This is a genomic window from Enterococcus sp. LJL90 (assembly GCF_056924355.1).
In genome coordinates this window covers 930,428-951,049 of record NZ_JBXPBQ010000001.1, presented here as the reverse complement: position 1 = coordinate 951,049, position 20,622 = coordinate 930,428, and the positions used below count along the sequence as shown (strand labels likewise).

General features: G+C 40.7%; 20 protein-coding genes and 1 riboswitch. Of the genes, 4 read left to right on the top strand and 16 right to left on the bottom strand.

Annotated features, from left to right (window positions below; genetic code table 11):
* Positions 1 to 86: 86 nt before the first annotated feature.
* The 4 genes from thiI to AC1Z3S_RS04325 all read right to left on the bottom strand — a co-directional run bounded on the left by thiI (position 87) and on the right by AC1Z3S_RS04325 (position 5,175).
* Complete coding sequence (gene thiI / locus AC1Z3S_RS04340; protein ID WP_461739320.1) at positions 87 to 1,289, bottom strand: tRNA uracil 4-sulfurtransferase ThiI; 1,203 nt, start codon at positions 1,287 to 1,289, stop codon at positions 87 to 89.
* 26 nt (positions 1,290 to 1,315) lie between these two features.
* Positions 1,316 to 2,458, bottom strand: coding sequence for a cysteine desulfurase family protein (locus tag AC1Z3S_RS04335; RefSeq protein WP_461739319.1), 1,143 nt, complete (start codon positions 2,456 to 2,458; stop codon positions 1,316 to 1,318).
* A 216-nt stretch (positions 2,459 to 2,674) separates the two neighbouring features.
* Entirely contained in the window at positions 2,675 to 4,402 is a 1,728-nt protein-coding gene (locus AC1Z3S_RS04330; protein ID WP_461739318.1) for a septation ring formation regulator EzrA, read from the bottom strand.
* A gap of 356 nt (positions 4,403 to 4,758) precedes the next feature.
* Positions 4,759 to 5,175: a septation ring formation regulator EzrA gene (locus tag AC1Z3S_RS04325; protein WP_461739317.1), complete on the bottom strand. Its 417-nt coding sequence runs from the start codon at positions 5,173 to 5,175 to the stop codon at positions 4,759 to 4,761.
* A 267-nt stretch (positions 5,176 to 5,442) separates the two neighbouring features.
* Between AC1Z3S_RS04325 and AC1Z3S_RS04320 the strand changes: the two genes are divergently transcribed.
* The gene (locus AC1Z3S_RS04320; protein WP_461735439.1) at positions 5,443 to 6,792 is read left to right on the top strand and encodes an aspartate kinase; all 1,350 of its coding nucleotides are present in this window, start codon (positions 5,443 to 5,445) and stop codon (positions 6,790 to 6,792) included.
* Positions 6,793 to 6,879: 87 nt separating this feature from the next.
* Here the strand turns inward: AC1Z3S_RS04320 and AC1Z3S_RS04315 are convergent, their stop codons facing one another.
* From AC1Z3S_RS04315 to AC1Z3S_RS04305, 3 genes are read right to left on the bottom strand one after another with little or no spacing between them, the layout of a single operon-like run.
* On the bottom strand, positions 6,880 to 7,404 hold the full coding sequence (locus AC1Z3S_RS04315; protein ID WP_461739316.1) for a pyrophosphohydrolase domain-containing protein: 525 nt from the start codon (positions 7,402 to 7,404) through the stop codon (positions 6,880 to 6,882).
* Between the two features lie 7 nt (positions 7,405 to 7,411).
* On the bottom strand, positions 7,412 to 8,251 hold the full coding sequence (locus tag AC1Z3S_RS04310; RefSeq protein ID WP_461739315.1) for a Cof-type HAD-IIB family hydrolase: 840 nt from the start codon (positions 8,249 to 8,251) through the stop codon (positions 7,412 to 7,414).
* Positions 8,252 to 8,280: 29 nt separating this feature from the next.
* Complete coding sequence (locus AC1Z3S_RS04305) at positions 8,281 to 9,114, bottom strand: DUF72 domain-containing protein (RefSeq protein ID WP_461739314.1); 834 nt, start codon at positions 9,112 to 9,114, stop codon at positions 8,281 to 8,283.
* 85 nt (positions 9,115 to 9,199) lie between these two features.
* Here AC1Z3S_RS04305 and AC1Z3S_RS04300 point away from each other — a divergent pair, with 85 nt between their 5' ends.
* Positions 9,200 to 10,162 (top strand): asparaginase, encoded by a 963-nt coding sequence (locus AC1Z3S_RS04300; RefSeq protein ID WP_461739313.1) that lies wholly within the window; start codon positions 9,200 to 9,202, stop codon positions 10,160 to 10,162.
* A gap of 104 nt (positions 10,163 to 10,266) precedes the next feature.
* On the opposite strand, the gene AC1Z3S_RS04295 is transcribed toward AC1Z3S_RS04300, so the two are convergent.
* Positions 10,267 to 11,007: an acyl-ACP thioesterase domain-containing protein gene (locus AC1Z3S_RS04295; RefSeq protein WP_461739312.1), complete on the bottom strand. Its 741-nt coding sequence runs from the start codon at positions 11,005 to 11,007 to the stop codon at positions 10,267 to 10,269.
* Between the two features lie 266 nt (positions 11,008 to 11,273).
* Between AC1Z3S_RS04295 and AC1Z3S_RS04290 the strand changes: the two genes are divergently transcribed.
* Both AC1Z3S_RS04290 and tenA read left to right on the top strand, forming a co-directional pair.
* Positions 11,274 to 11,534: a hypothetical protein gene (locus tag AC1Z3S_RS04290; RefSeq protein ID WP_265455702.1), complete on the top strand. Its 261-nt coding sequence runs from the start codon at positions 11,274 to 11,276 to the stop codon at positions 11,532 to 11,534.
* A gap of 221 nt (positions 11,535 to 11,755) precedes the next feature.
* Positions 11,756 to 11,857, top strand: a riboswitch (TPP riboswitch).
* Between the two features lie 78 nt (positions 11,858 to 11,935).
* Entirely contained in the window at positions 11,936 to 12,607 is a 672-nt protein-coding gene (gene tenA / locus AC1Z3S_RS04285) for a thiaminase II (protein ID WP_461739311.1), read from the top strand.
* Between the two features lie 76 nt (positions 12,608 to 12,683).
* On the opposite strand, the gene AC1Z3S_RS04280 is transcribed toward tenA, so the two are convergent.
* From AC1Z3S_RS04280 to AC1Z3S_RS04245, 8 genes are all read right to left on the bottom strand, one after another.
* Positions 12,684 to 13,334, bottom strand: a complete 651-nt coding sequence (locus tag AC1Z3S_RS04280; protein ID WP_461739310.1) for an MIP/aquaporin family protein — start codon at positions 13,332 to 13,334, stop codon at positions 12,684 to 12,686.
* Positions 13,335 to 13,531: 197 nt separating this feature from the next.
* A complete protein-coding gene (locus tag AC1Z3S_RS04275; RefSeq protein ID WP_461739309.1) occupies positions 13,532 to 13,942 on the bottom strand; it encodes a GNAT family N-acetyltransferase in 411 nt (136 codons plus the stop codon).
* A 393-nt stretch (positions 13,943 to 14,335) separates the two neighbouring features.
* Positions 14,336 to 15,664: a C1 family peptidase gene (locus tag AC1Z3S_RS04270; protein ID WP_461739308.1), complete on the bottom strand. Its 1,329-nt coding sequence runs from the start codon at positions 15,662 to 15,664 to the stop codon at positions 14,336 to 14,338.
* A gap of 197 nt (positions 15,665 to 15,861) precedes the next feature.
* On the bottom strand, positions 15,862 to 16,290 hold the full coding sequence (locus AC1Z3S_RS04265) for a hypothetical protein (RefSeq protein ID WP_461739307.1): 429 nt from the start codon (positions 16,288 to 16,290) through the stop codon (positions 15,862 to 15,864).
* A gap of 301 nt (positions 16,291 to 16,591) precedes the next feature.
* Positions 16,592 to 17,230 carry a TetR/AcrR family transcriptional regulator gene (locus tag AC1Z3S_RS04260; protein WP_461739306.1) on the bottom strand — a complete coding sequence of 213 codons (639 nt, stop codon included), beginning with the start codon at positions 17,228 to 17,230 and terminating at the stop codon, positions 16,592 to 16,594.
* Positions 17,231 to 17,234: 4 nt separating this feature from the next.
* Positions 17,235 to 18,836 carry an ABC transporter permease gene (locus AC1Z3S_RS04255; RefSeq protein ID WP_461739305.1) on the bottom strand — a complete coding sequence of 534 codons (1,602 nt, stop codon included), beginning with the start codon at positions 18,834 to 18,836 and terminating at the stop codon, positions 17,235 to 17,237.
* Positions 18,829 to 19,734, bottom strand: a complete 906-nt coding sequence (locus AC1Z3S_RS04250; RefSeq protein ID WP_461739304.1) for an ABC transporter ATP-binding protein — start codon at positions 19,732 to 19,734, stop codon at positions 18,829 to 18,831. The genes AC1Z3S_RS04255 and AC1Z3S_RS04250 overlap by 8 nt, the downstream gene beginning before the upstream one ends.
* A gap of 191 nt (positions 19,735 to 19,925) precedes the next feature.
* Positions 19,926 to 20,570, bottom strand: a complete 645-nt coding sequence (locus AC1Z3S_RS04245) for a DUF6891 domain-containing protein (protein ID WP_461739303.1) — start codon at positions 20,568 to 20,570, stop codon at positions 19,926 to 19,928.
* Between the last annotated feature and the right edge of the window lie 52 nt (positions 20,571 to 20,622).

Here is a 20,622-nt window from a genome sequence, read left to right as displayed (position 1 = left end):
CAGCAAAAAACAGCTGAGTCGTTATGAATCAGCTGCTAAAAATTTTACTTCTATTAATATTTTTTGATTAAGAGCTACTAGAAAAATTATAAGAAATCAGCGAACTCCGTTGTTTCCTGTTGAGCTGAAATTTTTTCAACTTTGATGCCGGCAAAAGCTCGAGCTAATAAGCCTTCCACATCGAGACGCTCTTCATATTGATGAACTTTATCAATATTAGGCCGCGTCTTTGGTTGTGGCGGTGCAAAAATCGTGCAGCAGTCTTCAAAAGGCTGCACAGATAGTTCAAAGGTCTCAATTTGTTCCGCAATTTCAATAATTTCCAGCTTATCCATCGTGATGACCGGCCGGATAATTGGCGTAGCCGAAACTTCATTGATGGCGACCATGCTGTGTAAAGTTTGCGAAGCCACTTGGCCTAAAGACTCTCCGTTAATAATTACTAAACCTTTGCGGGCCTCCCGAATCATATCCGTTAAGCGCAGCATCATTCTTCTGGTGATTGTCATCCAGTAACCTTGCGGAAGACTGCGTTTAATTTCTTCTTGAATCTCGGTAAAAGGCACTTCAATAAACTGAATGTCGCCACCGAACGCGACTAATTTTTGTGTCAGGTCTTTGGCTTTTTGCAAGGCTTGCTCACTTGTATAGGGCGGGCTGGCAAAATGAACGGCTTCAATCTCAACGCCGCGTTTCATCGCAAGATAGCCAGCTACCGGCGAATCAATCCCGCCAGAAAGCATTAACATTCCACGACCGCTAGTTCCCACGGGTAAACCGCCAGCACCTTTAATCGTTTCGTAAGAAAGATAAGCCCCTTCATCTCTGACTTCGACCCGCAGGTTAATATCAGGGCGTTTCATTTGAGCTTTGATGTCTGGAAAAATATCAACAATCGCATTGCCTAAAAATAATTGCAGCTGCTGGCTGTCAATTTCAAAGTGATGGTCGCTGCGCTTACCGGTAATTTTGAATGTTTCTGTGCCGGTATAAATTTCTTTCATCATTTCTTGAGCCTTGGCCTTAATCACCGCCAAATCTTTTTCTACTCGAATGCTAGGAGAAAAATTTTGAATGCCGAAAACTTTTGTTAGTTTAGGGATAATCAATTCGCTGTCTTCCCCGTTTAATAGTAAATGCATCCGGTCCCGCTCGCCCCGCACCCGTAAGTCGGGGAATTCTGCCAAAGCCTCTTTAACATTTTGGGCCAGCTGCATAATAAAGGTCCGGCGATTTTTGCCTTTCGTGGACAATTCACCATAACGGACCATAATTTCTGAATATTTCACGTTGGTTCCTCCATTTATCTCGTCTGCTAGTTCACTTTGGAAAAGCGTTGATACAATTGCTGAAAAATAATCATAAACTGTTCCACTTCCGCCATTGTATTGCCCTCATCTAAGCTCACCCGCACAGCACAGGTTGCCAAGCGACTAGGCACATGCATGGCACCTAAAGTTGAGCTGGCCGTTTTTTTGCGGCTAGAGCAGGCACTAGTGGTGGAAAGATAGATTTGCTTTTCTTCAAAGGCGTGGACTAGAACTTCGCCGCGGATTCCTTCAAGAGCGAAGCACAAAATATTAGGCGCAAAATTCTCTTCGCCGGTAAAAAAATGAACCTTCGGAAAAGTTTTTAAAGCCTCGGTTAAGGCTTGCTTCAAATAAGCTGTGTGCTGTGGGTTTTCCGAAATTTTATCCTGGTAAAGTCGCAGTGCTCTAGCAGTAGCGACAATTCCTGGTAAATTCTCAGTGCCGGAGCGCTGATTATTTTCTTGACCGCCGCCATTTAATAATGGGGCTAACTTACGGCCAGCCTTCCAATAAATAAAACCAACACCTCTTGGACCGTGGAATTTATGGGCTGAAAAGGTGGCAAAGTCAACTCTTTCTGTTAGCCATAATTCCTGTGGCACCTTGCCGATGGCCTGTACCGCATCCACATGAAAATGAATTCGCGGATAAGCCTTTAGCAGTTCGCTGATTGCTTGAATCGGCTGAATGCTGCCAATTTCATTATTGACAGCCATCACAGAAACTAATATGGTTTCTTTTTTTATCAGCTTGGCCAATTCCTCCACAAGGACAAATCCTTTTTCATCCACTGGCGCGATGCTGACATCAAAGCCGTTAGCCGCCAATTGTTGAGCCGTTTCACTGACAGCCGGATGCTCAATGCCGGAAATAATTAGATGGTTGCCAAATTCTTTTTTGGCAACGGCAGTACCCTTTAAGACCCAATTATCGCCTTCTGTGCCGCCGCTGGTGAAAAAAATTTCTGCCGGTGCCACCGCCAGCTGTTCTGCAATTTGCTTGCGGGCTTGTTCCAATAAGCGATGGGCCTGATTGCCTAAATCATGCAGGCTGGCCGGGTTCCCAAAAATCCGTTGGCTGGTTTTGGTATATGTATCAAGTGCCAGCGGATAAATTGCTGTCGTTGCACTATTGTCAAAGTAAATCATGGTATAGCCTCTTTTCTAAAATTCTTTCCTATTATAAAGGTTCTGTCACTTCCTTTCAAGGCGTTGAAAATTTTGACGGGTAGCAGCGAGTTGACCTTAAAACTTTTTTAATGAAAGCTCAGGCTGATTCGACAGCAGCACAATTTTGCCCGCAAAAAAGCCCTGAAAAATTTTTCAGGGCTTTTTCTATATTGGAAAAACGTCTTTATCGTATTCTCAGACTAGGTCTGGATTCTTAAAGTAAAAGGATTCAATGCGTTGGAAAGCGCCAGGTTCTACTCTTTCCAGGGCAGTGCCGATCGTATCAAGGGATTCTTGATAGCGATAGCCGTTGTTGAACAACTCCATCGTTTGGGTGATGGCATCGCGGATTTCTTGATGGCTGTTGCGGTAGCGATTTGCATATTGCAACATTTGCTCAGTTAGAGCAGCAGCATCGACGAGATCATCCGTTTTTTGTTGTAAGGTTGCTAAATCTTCTTCTGATAATTGTAAGAGCTGATTGATTTCATCCATATCAATACGAATCTTGTTTAAAGATTTATTGAATTGTTCAATCCGATCAGTCGTTACATAGAAGAATTCCAGATAGTCTTCTGGAAGACCAGGTAAACGTTGTTTTTCAACATAACGTTTTAAGGTCCGCAGGCGGAATTCAAACTCTTCCACCTTAACTTGTGCATCACGTTCACCTTTACGCAGACTACGCATATCATCATCGATTGCCATTTGTTGGTTTTCGATGTCATCTAAGACGCGGTACACGTCTTTGAAAAAGACTTGCGCTTCTGTATAAGGGATCTCGTGATCATTGATTTGGGGTTCCATTTGTTGGTAACGACGCGTTAACTCGTCCAACTCTGTTTGGAAACCACGAGCTCGACCTAACTCATTATGATTTAAAGCATAACTTTGTGAGGTATGATCTAATTCAATCATCAGCTGACGATTGTTTTTCCCAGCGTGATCAATATAGTCTTTGATTACTTGACGGTTTTTCAGCACGTATTTCCGTGCGTTCATTTCCCGTTCTAACGTATCGTACAGGCCATCAATTTGACTGGCTGTATCTCTGTTTGCGACCTCAGCGGTGCTGACTTCAGTTTTTTCGATATCTTTAAGAGAGTTTTCGATACGTTTTTTCACTTGTTCAATACGCTCCGGAAAATCATCCGGCAGCTTGTATTGCTCATCGACCATGCGTTTGTACGCTTCTTCAATTTCTTGAACTTGATCAGGGAATACTCGGTTTAGATCTTCGAAAACGCTAGGAATTCGTTTCACTAAGTCAGATAACTCATAAGTGTGCTGTTCGGCAAGCTCTAACACTTCCCGAGCTTCAATCGGATCACCGGAGGTATTTAAAGTCACAAACTGAGTGAATTCAATTTCAATATTCTTGACTTGTTTTTTCAACTCAGAAAGTGCTGGACCAAAGATTGAGGAATCAGTCTTTAATTCAGCCTGTAACTCTTCATACACATCCAAGGCTTTTTGAACTTCAAGGGAGTTACGTTCTTCTCCATCTCGTAATTCTTCAAGCCCTTTACGGATTTCTTCCACTTCGTTTTCCATCTCATCCATTTTTCCATTTGCGGACTCGATAGCTTGCTTGGCACTGAAAATTTTGCTAGGGCGATTGTTTAAGCCTTCAGCGTCCATAATCATTGTTTCTAAAGTGCCGAACTCAACGGTTGAAACGGCAATCCAACGTTGGCTCCATTCACGGAAAGTATTTTGGCTGGAACCCACCATATGCATCTTCTTGACATCATCAACTTCTTCAAACACCGGTAAGTCAAATAGTTTTTCCTTACGTTTTTCCAGTTCGTCTATTTTACTCAGGTTTTGCCGCCGTAACAGCAGTATAACCAGTCCTAAAATTGCTAAAATCACTACGACCGCGATGAATATGATGATGATGATGTTCACGTTACTTCCCATTATTGTTCCTCCGTTTTTAGTAACACATAATTGTATAAGAAAAACCGAAGTATTTTACACCTACTTATTAGGGCGCAGACATCTAATCTAGATTATATCATAATCATTATTGGATGGCACGGGATAATCCCGAAAAAATTTACATTTTTTTTCATAAGCAAATTTCTAGATTTTCTTGTAATAGCAAGGTTTTTAAGGCAATTTTTGCTGGGTAGTAATGGCTTTTAGCAATTATTTTTGGCCCTTAGTTAGTTTAAGGAAATTTTCAAATGAATACTCTGCTCTCCTTTTGCTGGATTCTTTGACTAGCAAAAAAGTCATTTACATTTGTTTTAGCGAGTAACTAATTGTCTGGACTATGCTTCCTCCTGTAGCTTTGCTAAAGTCTGACGAATCTCAAAAATCGTTTTTTCCATTTCCGCCAACCTTTGATTGGCAGACGCAATCTTCCTTTTAGCAGCAAAAACTTTATTTGGGCGGGCATTTAAACTTTCCGCCTTCATGATTATTGTCTCTAATGTAGCAAAGTCCTCTATTGTAACGGTTTGCCAACGCTGATTCACCTCAGTAAAAACGGCTTTTTGGGCAGCCGTCAAAGAAAGTTTCTCAGCTGCCGTAATTTCATCAAAAACTGTCATATCAAACAATTTTTCCTTTTGTTTTTCGAGCTGTTCGATTTTGTAGCGATTTTGCCAACGCTGAAACAACAAAACTAGCCCGAAACCTAATAGAACGATGATTCCCACAATCAATATGAAAACAACAATTTCCATTTTTTCTCCTTTTTTTGGCAACTTTCCTTTATAACCAGCACTTTAAAAACTAGCTGCCACTGCAAGATTTATTTATAGAAATTATATCACACTCCAGTTAAACGCTTTGAGATGCCAATCATCTCTGGCTAGTTTTTTTTCTTTCTGTTAATTTCTAAATTTTCTTGTAATAACAAGGTTTTCCCTTTAAGTATCCCCAAGAACTACTTGCTTTTATCGACTAGTTTTTGTATTCTTAAAGAATCTAAGAGTTCAGGAGTGAATTTTGTGAAAGTAATAAAATTTGGCGGCAGCTCGTTAGCCTCCGCGAAACAATTAAAAAAAGTTTTGAATATTGTCAGCAGTGACCCCGAACGACGCTTTGTCGTTGTTTCCGCCCCTGGTAAACGGGAAGGCGATGACATTAAAGTCACCGATATGCTGATTGCTTATTACGATACATATGCTTCTGGCGGCGATACTGCAGAAATTTGCGGCGATATCATTGAACGCTATAAAAGCAATACCGATGCACTTGGCATTACCTCCATTATTTTACCGGAAATTGAAAATAATTTAAGAGGATTAGCCCAGCTGCCGATTGAAAATAATCGCCATTTGCGGGATGCTTTTCTGGCAAGCGGTGAAAATAATAACGCGAAACTCGTGGCGGCTTATTTTGCCCATGAAGGTCTACCGGCTCGTTATATCAATCCAAAAGACTTAGGGATGTTTGTCTCTGATGAACCGGGGAATGCTCGGATTTTAAAAGATTCCTTTGCTAAGATTTACCAAAATCGCGATTCAGCTGAAATTTTGGTTGTGCCTGGTTTCTTCGGCTACACAGAAGATGGCGAAATTTGCACCTTCTCAAGAGGTGGCTCAGATATCAGCGGAGCGATTGTCGCAGCTGGTATGCAGGCTGATCTCTATGAAAACTTTACTGATGTTGATGGCATCTTTGCCGCTCACCCAGGCTTGATTCACAATCCTGAACTGATTGAAGAGCTGACTTTTAAAGAAATGCGGGAGCTGGCCTACGCTGGTTTTAAAGTTTTCCACGATGAAGCACTGCACCCAGCTTATACCTTTAACGTGCCGGTGGTGATTAAAAACACCAATAATCCTAGCGCAAAAGGAACCTTTATCCGCAAAAATCGTGAAATTAATCATCAGCCAGTAGTCGGAATTGCTAGTGATTCTGGTTTTTCCAGCTTATATATTACAAAACATTTGATGAACCGTGAAGTTGGTTTTGTGCGACGGATTTTAGAAATTTTTGAAGACTTGAATATCAGCTTTGAACACATGCCATCAGGAATTGATGATGTTTCTATCATTATCCGCGACCGCTACCTGACACCGGAAAAAGAAACGCTATTGATTGAAAAAATTCAAGAAAAATTAGAACCCGATGAAGTTCACATCACCCACGGCCTGAGTTTAATCATGGTCGTTGGCGAAGGTATGCGCCAAAAAATCGGGATCATGGCCAAGAGTGCCAATTCATTTGCCAATAAAGAAGTCAATTTAGAAATGATTAACCAAGGTTCCTCTGAGGTCAGCATCATGTTCGGCATTAAAAGCGAGCACGAAGCTCGCGCGATTCGCTCTTTGTATTACACATTCTTTGACTAATCAATAATTTACATGCAAAAAAGCTTGAAAAGCCAGCCAGTTAAACTAACTGATGACTTTTCAAGCTTTTTTAGATTTTAGCCCTTTTTAGTTTTTAGTCTCTGCTTCTTTGATTTGCCGCTGTAGCTCTGCTGCAATTTTTGCTTCTGGAGCAAAATCAGTTTGCCAATTAGCCGGCTTCATCACTTTATTGGTCACTGGGTCATAATGGGGCCTGCCATCAGGAAAAAGTTTCCCCATATTGGCTTGGTGAACAATTTCAATAATCGTTTCAGGATTAACCCCCATCAATGAAAAAGAACCGTAAATAAAATACAATAAATCCGTTAGCGCGTCCACCTGTCCCACCAATGAATCTGTCACAGGTTCATTTTTGGCCAAGACTTTTTCCTTAGCCAAATCAATACTTTGATGGAGGGTTGTAACAAAATCCTGAAATTTTTTCTGGTCATTGCCAGCCGCTGCATATAAAAATTCCACCAACTCCTCAGCTTTAAAGCCGGTGCGATGAAGCGCATCTGCTTCGTTGAAGGCGGTTGGCTTTAATGGTTTTCTAGGGTCGAAGGTATCATGAAATTCCTCCGCCATTTCAAAAGGGGTTTGTTTACTCATTTTTTCCTCACTCAATCACTCCGTAATGTTTCATGGCAAAAGCAATGCCGTCGCTCTCGTTGGAATGGGTCACAAAATCGGCAATCTCCTTGACCTCTTGGCGCCCATTGCCCATGGCAACACCATAGCCCACATGAGTCAGCATATCAATATCATTTAAATTATCGCCAAAGGCCATGACTTCGGATAGCTTAATATCATGCAGTTGAATAAATGCTTCAATTCCGTGTAATTTTGAACCGCCTTTCGGTGTCACATCCACCGAAAACTGATTGGAGCGCTGAAAATCACAATGGGGCAGACGTTCCCGCAATAGATGGTCACCGGACTCACTGCTCAGCATAATACACTGATAAATCGGCTCATTCAAAATGGACAGGCGATGGTAGCTCTTCTTTTTCCGAGCCTTGCGCAATTTTTGCAAACCAAACTTCAACACTTTAGAAGTTAAATTTTTCGGCACAAATTTCGTTAGACTTTTGGCAAAAACTGAATTGCCAAAAGACACGGTGCGACTGCCATCCAGTCGGTTTCTAGCGCCAAATAAAATTTGCCGATTGTGCCCATCGGCGTAGTCGACAATTTCATTTAGCACCTGTTTAGAAAAAGGATTTTTGTAAATATCCCCCTCTGGCGTATAAACCAATTGGCCATTATAGGTCACGAATACATCCAATTCGATAAAATCAATCATCTCACTTATTTTGACCGGACTGCGGCCTGTCGCAATGCCGCATAGAATCCCTTTTTGGCGGGCCTCGGTAATCGCTGCCTTCGTTGTCGCATCCGCCTGAGAATCACTGCCCACCAGCGTCCCATCTATATCAAAAAAAATTGCCTTAATCATGGCCCCACTCTTTCTTTTCATATTCCCGCTTAAAATAAATCCAGTTGCTTAGGATTTAAACCTTGATAATCCAAACCCAATTCCTTCACCATCATCAAAGCATTGCCGGCTGCATGACCGCCGGAATTATTATTGAAAATGACAGCCACTTCCCGACTGGCCTTAGCCGTTTGTTGAATTGAGGCTGCTAATTGTTTAATCTCTGCCCCATTATAATCATACAAGGTGCGTTTTTGCTGCCAATCAGCGCCATTTTCCTGCCAACCGGGAGCATTGCGGCCATGAAAACGAAACATCGTAAATTCTGGATTGGTTACAAAGTCATCAAAAGGCACGCTGCGATTGGCCACCTGCGGCTCATCAATAATGACCAACGAAAATTGATTTTCCTGCATAAACTTTCGCATGGAGTTTAAAACATTTTCCTGATACCAACTTTCAGAACGAAACTCAATGGCTAAGGGCACATTCGGTAAAAGATGTCGCAGCTTTTGCAGATAGGCCACATTTTCTGAAGTGCAGTCAAAAAAACTGGGAAACTGACAGAGAAAGCAAAAGAGCTGCTTACTGTCAATTAAGGGCTTCAATGCTGTCAGATATGCTTCTGCCATCGCTTCTTCAGAAGAAAAATACTTATCCTCACGATTTTGTTTGGTTAGACCGCCATACATCTTGATAATAAAACGAAAACTCGGCGGCACCTGTGTCAGCCAATTAGCAACCGTCGTCTCCTTAGGAATTGCATAATAAGCCGTATCTAACTCCACTAGCGGTAAATGGCCAGCATATTCAAAGAGACTAGCTTTGGGTTTCCCAGTTAAGTTAATGTGTTCATCAAAACGGGTAAGGCCGATTCTAATCAATTTTATCTGCTCCTCTTGTTTTGTTATTCATATAGTATACAATAAGCAAAGAATGACATGCAAAAAAATTTCCTGAGGTGATGGTATGAAAATTTTAGCGCTGCACACCGGCGGCACAATCGCAATGAAAGAAAATGCAGCAGGCAAAGTAGCACCTGATGCCGGCAATCCCTTATTGACCTCTGCACCAAACTTACCAGCAGGCGTTGACTTAGTCGTAGAAGAAATTTTTAATGTTCCTTCTCCCCATATTACGCCTGAGCATATGCTTTTATTAAAAAATCGAATTCAACGGGCTGAAACTGAAAATTTCAGTGGTGTGGTGATTACCCACGGTACCGATACTTTAGAAGAAACAGCTTATTTTTTAGATACAACCATCGGCGGCCTCATGCCGATTGCAATCACAGGAGCCATGCGTTCCAGCAATGAAATCGGCAGCGACGGCTTGTATAATTTTGAGTCGGCCATTCGGGTGGCCGCTTGCCCAGAGGCTCAAGGCAAAGGTGTCCTCGTGGTGATGAATGATGAAATTCACACCGCCCGCTACGTAACCAAAACCCACACCACTAATGTAGCAACTTTTCGCACGCCAACATTAGGACCAATCGGCATCATCACCAAACTCCATATTCGTTTTATGCAGGAACTGACTGGCAGTGACCGCATCGATATCCAAGCGGTCAACGGGCTGATTCCCATCGTCAAAGGTTACGCGGGAATGCATGGAGATTTGATTGAAGCCCTCTCCGAATCTGCAATCGACGGCTTAGTCATTGAAGGCTTAGGCGCTGGCAATCTACCTCCGCAAACTTTACCGGCCCTCAAAAAATTATTGGCTAAAAAAGTGCCCGTTGTGCTCGTTTCCCGTTGCTTTAACGGCATCGTTGAACCGATTTATGATTATCAAGGTGGCGGTCAAGAGCTGCAGCAATTAGGTGTCATCTTTTGCAATGGCATCAACAGCCAAAAGGCCCGCTTAAAATTATTGATTGCCATTAATAGCCAGTTGCTGGCCGCTGAACGGCAAGAGTTTTTGGAGGAATAGTAAAAAAACTTCAAAAAATTGTGAAAGTCGTGAAACGAAAAGCTAGCCTAACTAGCTGGCTTTTCAAAAGTCACTTCAAGATACAATTTTCTGAAGTTTTTTATTTATTTTATTGGCTCCCAAATAAAATTCGCTTCACAGCAAAGCTCGGTCCCCAGCCGAATTTCATGGCGGGTCAAAAGCTGTCCTTCTTTTTCAACAACTTCCACTAAGCTGTCCACCGTCGCACCATATTCAACCTCTTTATCAAAACGAATGTTGACGCTCAACGGCCGGTGCTCGACTAAAAATTGGTAGTCCAGTGCGTTAATCATCCAATTGAAATAAATTGAATTGTTGACATGATGATTGCTGTCAATATCGTAAAAACGGACCCGAAACGGTAGCGTCTTTCCTGTCTCCACCTTTTCAATTGCTGGAAATCGGCGAATTGATTTTACTTTGGTACTTTCATAAGGGGCAATGACCTCATCCGGCACACTGGTCACTTTGCGGGCTGCCATGTCCATCAAGACAAACACCGACTCAATTGCCACGAGCTCATTGCCAGCTGCATCATGAAACCAAAAGCTGCGATAACAGAAAAATTTATTGTATTCTTTGGCCTCCGTAGTAACTTGGCAAACTTCGCCGACTGTCGGCATTCTTGTGATAGCAATTTGATAATTGGTAATTACCCAACCTAAGCCCAGCTGATGGATATATTCATTCCCTCGATTAAACAACGCACTCTGATCTTCTGAAACCTTCACGGCAACACTTAAGAGTGCTGGAAAGGTCATCTGCTGATTGACATCACATTCATAAAAGGTTACTTCATGCTCTTTTGTATATTTTTTAGCCACAAACCTGCCTCCTCTTTCCTAATCGCAAATTTTGCGACAAAACTAAAGCTTCAATTCATTTTAGCAAATCTAGGAAACTATCAAAAGAAAATCCGAAAAAAAAATCGCTTTTACACCTATTTTTGAAAGGATTTCAAAGTTAGTGCTAGTTAAATCCCGGCTGTTCGCTTTTTGCCAACTGCAAAATCTTTTTTTCACTGTTGAAGCAGATTGTTTCGATAAATATGATTTGTTTGCTATTCTTTTACAAGGAGAGGAGGGAGAAAATGATTTTCTTGCATATTGTATTAGGAATTATTGCCTTTGCTGCATCCGTTAGCCTTGTAGTTGGTTTCCGTGATGTGATGGATCAGTTAAACGGCTTGCAAAAATTTGGTATTATCGGCTCTTTTATCGGAATTATCGGTTCCGCAGTGTTAGGCTTTATGTCTGCCAAAGTGGATATCAGCTTAATTTTCTTAACGTTAGCATTATTAGCAGTCTTCACGATTGTTTTATTTAAGAAAAAAGCACCAAAACAAGATTAATTTTTGCACTTATTTTATAAACTGCTAGCAAACAGTTGGCTTATCTTGAGAAACCTTTTCTAATTTTTTCACTTTATCGACCTTCAAAGATTGGTAAAGTTTCAAAAATTTTAAAACGGCTTTTCTCCAGATAACCACCGCAGCTAGTGGTTTATTTTTTTGCTTATTCTTGACTTCAATCTGACATCTGTTAGCATACTACTTAGCAAGACAAATAAAAAAATTTCTACTAGGGGCGCCTGCGGGCTGAGATAAACAAAAGTTTAGCACCCTTAGAACCTGAACTGGTTAGGACCAGCGGAGGGAAGTAGAGTTTAAGCAAGCTGAGGGTCTATCTGTAGCTGACTTAAACATACCATCCTGCGTCACGTCTTTAGAAGGACTTGAGGAGGATTTTTTTTATGAGAGTTACTGAAGAATTGCGCTTGGCAACAGAAGAAAGTTGGCAAAAAAGTTTACATCATCCTTTTGTAAAAGGAATTGTTCAAGGTGATTTGCTTCTGGAAAAGTTTAAATTTTATATTTTGCAGGACATTTATTATCTTAAGCATTACGGCAAAATCCATGCTATTGCTGCTTCACAAGCCGAGGATTTTGCTCTGACAGCCGTCTTGGCCGAAAAAGCCAAGCTGACTGCTGAAGCTGAGTTAACTGTCCATCAGGAGCACGCAGAAATTTTGAATATCAGTCAACAGGAAATTCAAGAATTGAAACCAGCTCCTACGGCTTATGCTTATACCTCGCACCTTTATCGTGCCAGCATGAGTGGCAGTTTGGCCCACACGATTGCGGCAATTCTCCCGTGTTATTGGTTGTATGCAGATATTGGTAAGACCTATGTCACAGCGCAGCCGGCACCAAAAATTTATCAGAATTGGCTGGCGACCTATGCCAGTGATTGGTTCCAAACCTCAACACAGGAAATGATTGACTTAATGGATGAATTGGCTGCTGACTTAACTAACCAGCAAAAAGCCAAAATTAAAGAGGATTTTATTCTTTCCAAAGAATACGAACTAGCTTTTTGGGAGATGGCCTTCACCGGCGAAACTTGGTTATCAGAAAAAAGCTGAAATTAATTAAAAAAGTGCCCACAAAAGTCAGTTTTGAATGCTAACTTTTGTGGGCACTTCTCGTTGGTTAAATTTTTTATTCTTCACTGCCCATTGCTTTACCTGCAAAAGCTGCCAGTGCTCCACCGACTAATGGAGCTAGTAAAAAGACCCAGTAATGACTGAGAGCCGTACCACCGGCGAACAATGCTGGTCCTAAGCTTCTTGCGGGATTTAAAGAGCCGCCAGTTAAATTCAAGGCCACAATAATTAAGAAGGCCAAGACTAAACCAATCGCAATTGGTGCCATTTGCGCATTACCAAATTGTTTGCTGGTGACCATTAAGATAACAAAAATAAATAAGAAGGTAATGATTACTTCCACCAAGAAAGCCATTCCTGCACTGATTTTTGAAAAATCATTTTGCCCGTATTGACCACTGTCTAAACCTAGGGCTGAAATAAAGATGGATAACACACCAGAAGCAGCGATTGCTCCTAAAGCTTGCGCAACAATATAAATTAGACCATCTTTGACTGACAATCTCTTATTAATCATCATTGCCATTGAGACCGCCGGATTAAAATTCCCACCGGAAACGCCGCCTACCGCATAGGCCATAATCGTGATGGCTAAACCAAAGCTCAAGCCAATTGCTAAAGTATCGCCTTGGGCAATCACAACTGTGCCGGTTCCTAAAAACACCAACATAAAAGTTCCTAAAAATTCTGCAAAATACTTTCTCATCGCTTCCACACCTTTTCTTAAACTGAAATAATTGCAGAGTTAATATAACACAAGTTTTAGAAAAAATTAAAGGATAAGCCTTTGCGAAAGCGTTTTAAATTATCTTTAAAATAGTAATTAAAAGCGAACGTTTTCTTTTTCTGTTTCTTTTAAATAAATGAGAAAATATAACATTTTTTTTGATAAACAAAAAATACTTAGCAGGTCAAGACCATAATAATTTCTCCATTGTCCGGATCAATTTGATGTGTATTCACAAAACCAGTCGCTTCATAAAATTGAAAAATTTTTTTATTTTCCCGATGAACGCTTAAAAGAATCTGAGTTACAGACCAATTTTGTTGCAAGTAATCAAGTAATTTTTTCATAAATCTTTGGCCGTAACCCTGATGCTGAAATTTTTGATCAATCATCAAGCGGTCAAGCCAAATTGTCTTCGTTTTTTCATCAAAAGCCCCCACCATCGCAAAGCCGACAATGATTTCATCATCTTGCAGAGCTAGAGGAAGCCAATTTAGCGATTTGTCATAAGCCGCTTCTAATAAAGAGTCTTTATTTGTTTCAATATAATTTTTTTGGTCAGTTGTTACTGACAAATTTGCTACCACACGCCAATTTTCCTCGGTAATTTCTTTTAGATATAGGATAAAAAACACTCCAATCTGAATTTATAAAACAGTTTTTATTTAAAGATAGCACAAGTTTGTCTTGGAAATGAAGTGTTAAGTTAGTTTGCTAATTTTATTGCTCAACACCAAAAAAAATTCTGAAAACGGCGAACTAAGCAAACGAAAATCCGGCCAATTGAAACGGAAATCATCGGCCCTTGTAATCTAAGTCAAAATGCAAGTTCATTTTTCCAAAGGACTCTGAAACAATATTTGTCGTTGATTTCAATTTTTAATAAAAAATTAGACCTGCTAAAGCTCCAAATGAGTTTTAACAGGTCTATCATTTTATAAATTTGGCCCTTTTTCTTTAACTAGGGTTCAAAAACCTTATTACGCTAACGCTCCCATTGGATCCCATGGAGCCAAAACAGTTGGTTTGGCATCAAAGGCTGCCAATTGCTCGTCAGATAAAAATTCTCGACGGACAACGATTTGATACGTGTATTCATCCATCCAGGCATCGCTCATTACGAAGAAGCCTTTGTCGCCGACTTTTTCACCCCAGCTATTTTCAACTTTCCATTTAGTTGATCGGCCGTCAACGATGTCAACTCCAGTCAAGACCATTGCATGGGTCATCAAACTTTCACCATAATCCAAACGGTCCGCTTTGGTCATCGTAAAGCTAGTGTCAAAAAGACTATTCATGTCATAGGCATCTAATGCCATGATACCAGTATCACGTTTTGAAGATTGACCGACATCGCAACCAAACCAAACGGATTCCCCTTGTTCCAATTGGGCAATCGCTAGCTTTTTAAAGGTGCTCATATCAACGTTCAGATATTTTACAGCTTTAGCACCGACCACATTGCCGAGCATTTCTACTGTATAAGATTTGTTGTAAGGCTTATCGGCAGTTGGTGCATTGATGATGCTGACATATTGATCCAAATCAACGCCAACATATTTATCATAAAAACTCTTCGGTGTTAAGCCGCGATCTAAATAATAATTTTTATCGGCATCTCGGTATTCAAAGTCGAAGGTTTCCGGTGGTGTGCCTAAAGAAATTGCCAAGAAATTATAAACGCCCTCTAGCATTTTTTCTTTGGTGGCTTGGATTTCTTCACTAGAGGCACCATCAGCCACTAATGTCCGCAAGGCAACGGCATCTTTGCGTAATAATTTATTTAAATAGTTGTTCAAATCCCGTGAGCTTGAACTATTTTTGCTTTCCGGCATAGCAGCTTTCGGCACGACGCCGTATTTTTGGAATAAGGCCACAATCATATCCCATTGGCCGCCATCTTGTTGGGGAGTTGCCAGTAAAAAGGCAACCTTGCGACTAGTTAATTCTTCTTTAGCAGTTGCTAAAATATTTTCATAGAAGTAATTCGCCTTTTCATATTTATCCCAAAAGAAAGTGTAGTTTTGCGATAACTCAAAATCTTTTAAGTCAAAGCTATTGATCATTTTGTGGCGGAAAGTATTCAATGCCGCAAACATCCAGCAGCGGCCAGATTGCATTTGATTGGCAACTTTACCCGTTGCTAAATCTGTTGAAAATACCGGCACGTTATTGACGTTGCCTTCTAAAGTTTCTCCGCTAGCACTGATTCCATTTTTGACGACAGCTCTTTGTAGGGCAGTTTGTTTGTCATTTTTGGCAAACGCAGCAGCGAAGCCAGCTGTTAATTCTTTTTTAATTTCTGACATCTTTTCCATTCCTCTCAATTTTCGTGAACTACTGATTGCCAGTCTTTACCGGATTTTTTCGATAGCGTCTGGCTTCATACCATTTCATCTTACTCTTTGCGCTGATAGATTTCAATCATTAACTGCACACAAAAAGGCAGAAAAAACTGCGGTTAACAGTTTCTCTGCCTTAATGGGTAAATACTTTCGATAATGCCTTACTCAATATATTCAGACTCATCTAAAGCCTTCATTAACAGTCCTAAACGGATAATACCAATTTTATTTTCATCAGACGCATATTTGCGGGCATTTTTTAAGGTGAGGGTTTTAATCTTCCGTTCTTCTTCCTCTGCCTCATCAATTCTTAATTCCACATTGTTTAAAGCGTCGCAAATTTCATCCTTCGTATAGAAAACCGTATCATGGGTCCGAATTTTTTGACGTTTGGCTTCCTTAGTTAAAGTAAAAGCCAATTTTAAGCGCATATTTGTTAAATCCTTCAATGGGCCTTGGGCTTCGGTTGTGCGGTAGCTGCGAATCTCCTGTTGATTAACGCCAGTGTGGCGGGCAATTTCATTGCTGCTAACATCTGATTCTAATAGACGTTTGACTAAAGTTGGATTGACTACAAATGATTCTCTCATAACTTTTTACCTCCTTTTTCTTTATACTTTTATTTTACTCAGATTGAATGAAAGTATTAGTTTTTTGATTGTCAGACAGATTTTATCATAAAAAAGAAATATAAAAAGATAACAAAATAAAAAAACAGCTATCTTTTCAGACACCAGAAAAATCGTTATGAAATAAGGAATTCAAAACAACTTTATCTAAAATTTCTGCTTTTAATAACACGCCTCTAGGATAACATCACGACTTTTCTATTTTTTTATTGTCTCTGAAAAAAAAGAAAACCGCTCCCATGAAAATTGGGAGCAGTTTTACCTAGTCTTCAGGCATAAAACCATATTGTAAAATCATTAATTCGCGACGCAAGCGCTGAATAACCGGCGCTAAATCTTCAACAGTTCTCCATTCAGGGTGCAGAGCCAATTCTTTTTGAATTCGCTGGGTTTCAGCACTTAAAATTAAATTCAACAAATCATTGACCTCTTCTCGACTGATTCCTTCCTTCAAAGGAAGCTTAGCGGTTAAAGGCTCCACCAAGGTCAGACTTGTTGAAACGTCAGCTGCTAGTCGTTCAGTCAATGCTAGCTTCAGCGACTCAGGTAAGCTGTTCATCTCCCCATAAGCCCGCATTAAAAATTGAAATTGAATTGGAAAATCCAGCTGCAATTGGATTTTATAGGTCGTAGATTCTACCACCATCTCAATTAAATCATTGGCCTTTTGCCAAACGGATAAATCTAAATTGTCATAAAAAAAATGTGTGACATAATCATACGTTGCCAAATACAACTGACTTTTATTGCCAAAATAATGAAAGACTAAACCTTTTGAAACGCCAGCAGCTTTGGCTATGGCCTCTGTCTTGGTCTCTCTAAAACCTGCTTGACCAAATAGTTCGGCGCTCACCAAAAGCATGGCGGCTTCCTTTTCTGGATCTTTTTGGACTTCTGCCATCTCCTCACCCCTTATCCCTTTGATTGTAGCCAATTAGGCTAAGAACCAAACAACCTAGCACAGCTACTAATATTAAAAGAATTGGCATGAGGCTGAGCTCTTCAAAAGGCACATTGCCAATCCAGCCAAAAGGTGAAACATTATTTAAGTTGTCCGCTAAGTTTAGCAAAGGACCAAACAATTTGATTAATGCGCTGAGACCTAAGTACCCCCAGAAAATCAATTTAAATTTAGGCAGGCAGCCAACAATCACAAAGGCAATACTCAAAAAGAACAGCACCTCTGGTAAGCAGCCAGCCACAGTTTGCCAAAAATAACTTAGCGGGATTTTATTTTCTAGCGTAGCATTTCCTGAGAAAAAAGTTCCGCTGATAGTCGCCAAATAAACTAAGACAGCCTGCAAAGTGCCAACAAATAAATAACTCCCAATTAATTTAGTGCGGGAAGTTGCCGAAGCGGCGATTAAATCTAAATAGCCTTTATCTTCATCTTTGACTAAGCGAAAGACAATTAGCGCACCACTAATTGCGGCTAAAATGACATAAAACACACTGACAAAGCCGATAAAATTTAATAATAAATCTTGGTTTGCAGCATCGACTTGGCCGACGCCTAACAAAGCTTCATAAGTCGGATTGGTTTTGATAATGTCGCCTACAGTATTAAAAATCGAACCGTAAGCTGCCCCCAAAACAACACCGCCCACCAGCCAACCCAGCAGACTATTTCTTTCTAAACGAAGCACTAATGCCAGTGGAGAATTTAACCAGCGACTCGCCTTATCTCTCCCTTGGCGGCTTTCAATTAAGCCGCTGCCAATATCGCGATTTTTTACCAATTGCAGCGCTAATATCCCCATGACCGCTGCCAATAACAACATCAAAAACACTGGCAGCCAATTGTCTACTGTGTAAATTTTTGTTTTTTGCAGCCAGCCAAAAGGAGAAAGCCATGTAAATTTTGGATTGGCAATATCAGTCATCATGCGCATTAAATAAAATACGCCAAAAATTCCATAGCTGAGAAAATAACCACTGCGGGCATTATTGACGATTTGCGCCACGACTAGTGCAATAAAACCAAACATCACACCGACTGCCGCCAGCACGCAGCCCATTAAAATATCGCCAGCATTCGTGGCCCCATTTAAACGAGCTGCTAGCAAACTCAAATAAAAGAGCAGTCCCATGACAGCATTGATTAAAACAATTTCAACTCCCGTGGCTACCACTTGGGAAAGACGAGCCACTGAACGGGAGCGAACCATTTCCAACAGACCACTGTCCTCTTGCGCCCGTGTGTTGCCGATGGCCAGCGAAATATTCATGAACACAACGAACATCCCCATAAAGACTAACATTTCTGACGCAAAAACATTCGCCGTCGTGTAAGGGGGCTCAGCTGTAAATTCACCGAACATCGAGACCATTGCCGGCAATTTTAGCGTGGCAATAATCGCTTCGATATCTGTCTGAGTACCGAATAAAGTATTAAATTTTAATGCAGCCGCCGCAAAAAGGCCGCACAGCACCACAATCCACAGCTGATGGCGAAACCGATTTTGTTTAAGATTGATTTTTAAAAGATCCGTCACATGATTAAGCATCTGCGGACACCTCACCATAATAACGTAAAAATAAATCCTCTAAGGTTGGTGGTGTGGCGGTGATGACCAAGACCGCTTTACTACTAAGATAATTCATAATGCCGGTCATTTCTTCTTGATCAACTGAAAAAACAGCTTCTGTCTCAGTAGTATTATTGAAGCTGACTTTGTGAACACCTTTTTGCTCTGCTAGCTCTGTCATCGGTTCTTTAGTAGTCACAGTCACTTCCATACGAGTCAAATGGCGCATCTCCGCCAAGTCGCCGCTTTCGATAATTACCCCTTCGCGAATAATCGCAATTTTATCGCACATTTTTTCAACCTCAGATAAAATGTGGCTGGATAATAAAACACTTTTGCCAGCTTTTTTTAGATTAAAAACCTCTGTTTGAAACGATTTTTCATTTAGTGGGTCTAAGCCAGAGGTTGGTTCGTCGAATATATATAAATCCGCCACCTGTGACAAAGCGGCAATCAAGGCAATTTTTTGGCGATTGCCTTTAGAATAAGTGCGGGCTTTTTTCTTAGTGTCCAATTGAAAAATGCTAATCAAACGTTCTGTCTCGGCATTGCGCTGCTGATTATTTAAGCGTAAGAGCAAATCAATAATTTCACCGCCAGTTAGATTGGGCCACAAATAAACATCCCCTGGCACATAGGCCACCCGCGGATGAATTTTCATATCATCCCGCCAGACATCTTCACCAAAAATAGTCGCTGAACCGCCACTTTTTTTCAACATGCCTAACAGCACACGAATCGTCGTCGATTTTCCCGCACCATTTGGCCCAATAAAGCCGACAACTTCCCCTTTTCCCACAGTGAAAGTCACATTTTTCAGCGCTTGGAATTTACCAAAGTTTTTTTGCAAGCCTTGAATCTCAATTATATTTTCCACTTTGATCACCTCTTCTGCTTAACAATACTCTTGATTGACTTTCAAGTCAATGACTTGCGGGTCAATCAATTTTAAAATAAAAAACTAGAGAAAACCACAGTCAAAACTGTGCATTTTCTCTAGTATTCCGTTTATCAAAATTTCTTAGCAACAAGTCAATTTTGAAAAAATCATTTTGATAGCTTCTTTAATTAAAAAGCTGCCTTCATGATGCGGATGGCCCGTTCAACACCATAATCAGTCTCTGCATCAAAAACTTTATCCCACTCAAAATTTAAAAGACAAATACGTTCGTCCAAACTGCCATCCCAACGTGGTTGCAAGCCTGCTTCGGTAAACAACTCGACTATTTTTTCGGCAACTCGTAAGGCCTGCTCTTCGTCACCATTCGTACTGTGAAAAGCGAGATATAGTATGCGAGATTCCGAATCCAAAGCCCGTTCAATATCCTGCTGATGGCAAAAGCAATATCCTTGGCGGGGAATCTGCTGCTCTTGCATAAAACGAACAACTTCTCCAACATCTTCAAGTCCTTCACTGATATCAAAGCCAGCAAAATCAATCGCAATAATGCCTTGCTGATTCAATTGATCGAAAATTTTCCGCAGCCGCAAATAATTCATTTGCTTGTCAGCTGAATGAGCTTGCTGAACTGCTTGAGTGATTTCCTGAATCGTTTCTCCAGATGGTTTTGGTAATTCGTAATCTTCGAAAATCTCACTTAGATACTCGGTCGCTAATTCTTGTATTTCGCTAACCGAAAAATAACCACTATTGATGGTAAAATTTAGCGCCTCAATGATTTCTTCCTGCAGGTCTATATCCAAATTGTTCATCCGCATTCCCTCCCTCAAGCTACAATAAATTTCACTAGTTCTATCTGCTTAA

Bases quoted from the DNA above. Each gene is read 5' to 3' on its own strand.
- AC1Z3S_RS04270 (WP_461739308.1), bottom strand. From the start codon at position 15,664: ATGTCAGAAATTAAAAAAGAATTAACAGCTGGCTTCGCTGCTGCGTTT.
- AC1Z3S_RS04265 (WP_461739307.1), bottom strand. From the start codon at position 16,290: ATGAGAGAATCATTTGTAGTCAATCCAACTTTAGTCAAACGTCTATTA.
- tenA (WP_461739311.1), top strand. From the start codon at position 11,936: ATGAGAGTTACTGAAGAATTGCGCTTGGCAACAGAAGAAAGTTGGCAA.
- AC1Z3S_RS04260 (WP_461739306.1), bottom strand. From the start codon at position 17,230: ATGGCAGAAGTCCAAAAAGATCCAGAAAAGGAAGCCGCCATGCTTTTG.
- AC1Z3S_RS04330 (WP_461739318.1), bottom strand. From the start codon at position 4,402: ATGGGAAGTAACGTGAACATCATCATCATCATATTCATCGCGGTCGTA.
- AC1Z3S_RS04245 (WP_461739303.1), bottom strand. From the start codon at position 20,570: ATGAACAATTTGGATATAGACCTGCAGGAAGAAATCATTGAGGCGCTA.
- AC1Z3S_RS04315 (WP_461739316.1), bottom strand. From the start codon at position 7,404: ATGAGTAAACAAACCCCTTTTGAAATGGCGGAGGAATTTCATGATACC.
- AC1Z3S_RS04335 (WP_461739319.1), bottom strand. From the start codon at position 2,458: ATGATTTACTTTGACAATAGTGCAACGACAGCAATTTATCCGCTGGCA.
- AC1Z3S_RS04300 (WP_461739313.1), top strand. From the start codon at position 9,200: ATGAAAATTTTAGCGCTGCACACCGGCGGCACAATCGCAATGAAAGAA.
- AC1Z3S_RS04325 (WP_461739317.1), bottom strand. From the start codon at position 5,175: ATGGAAATTGTTGTTTTCATATTGATTGTGGGAATCATCGTTCTATTA.
- AC1Z3S_RS04280 (WP_461739310.1), bottom strand. From the start codon at position 13,334: ATGAGAAAGTATTTTGCAGAATTTTTAGGAACTTTTATGTTGGTGTTT.
- AC1Z3S_RS04310 (WP_461739315.1), bottom strand. From the start codon at position 8,251: ATGATTAAGGCAATTTTTTTTGATATAGATGGGACGCTGGTGGGCAGT.
- AC1Z3S_RS04290 (WP_265455702.1), top strand. From the start codon at position 11,274: ATGATTTTCTTGCATATTGTATTAGGAATTATTGCCTTTGCTGCATCC.
- AC1Z3S_RS04255 (WP_461739305.1), bottom strand. From the start codon at position 18,836: ATGCTTAATCATGTGACGGATCTTTTAAAAATCAATCTTAAACAAAAT.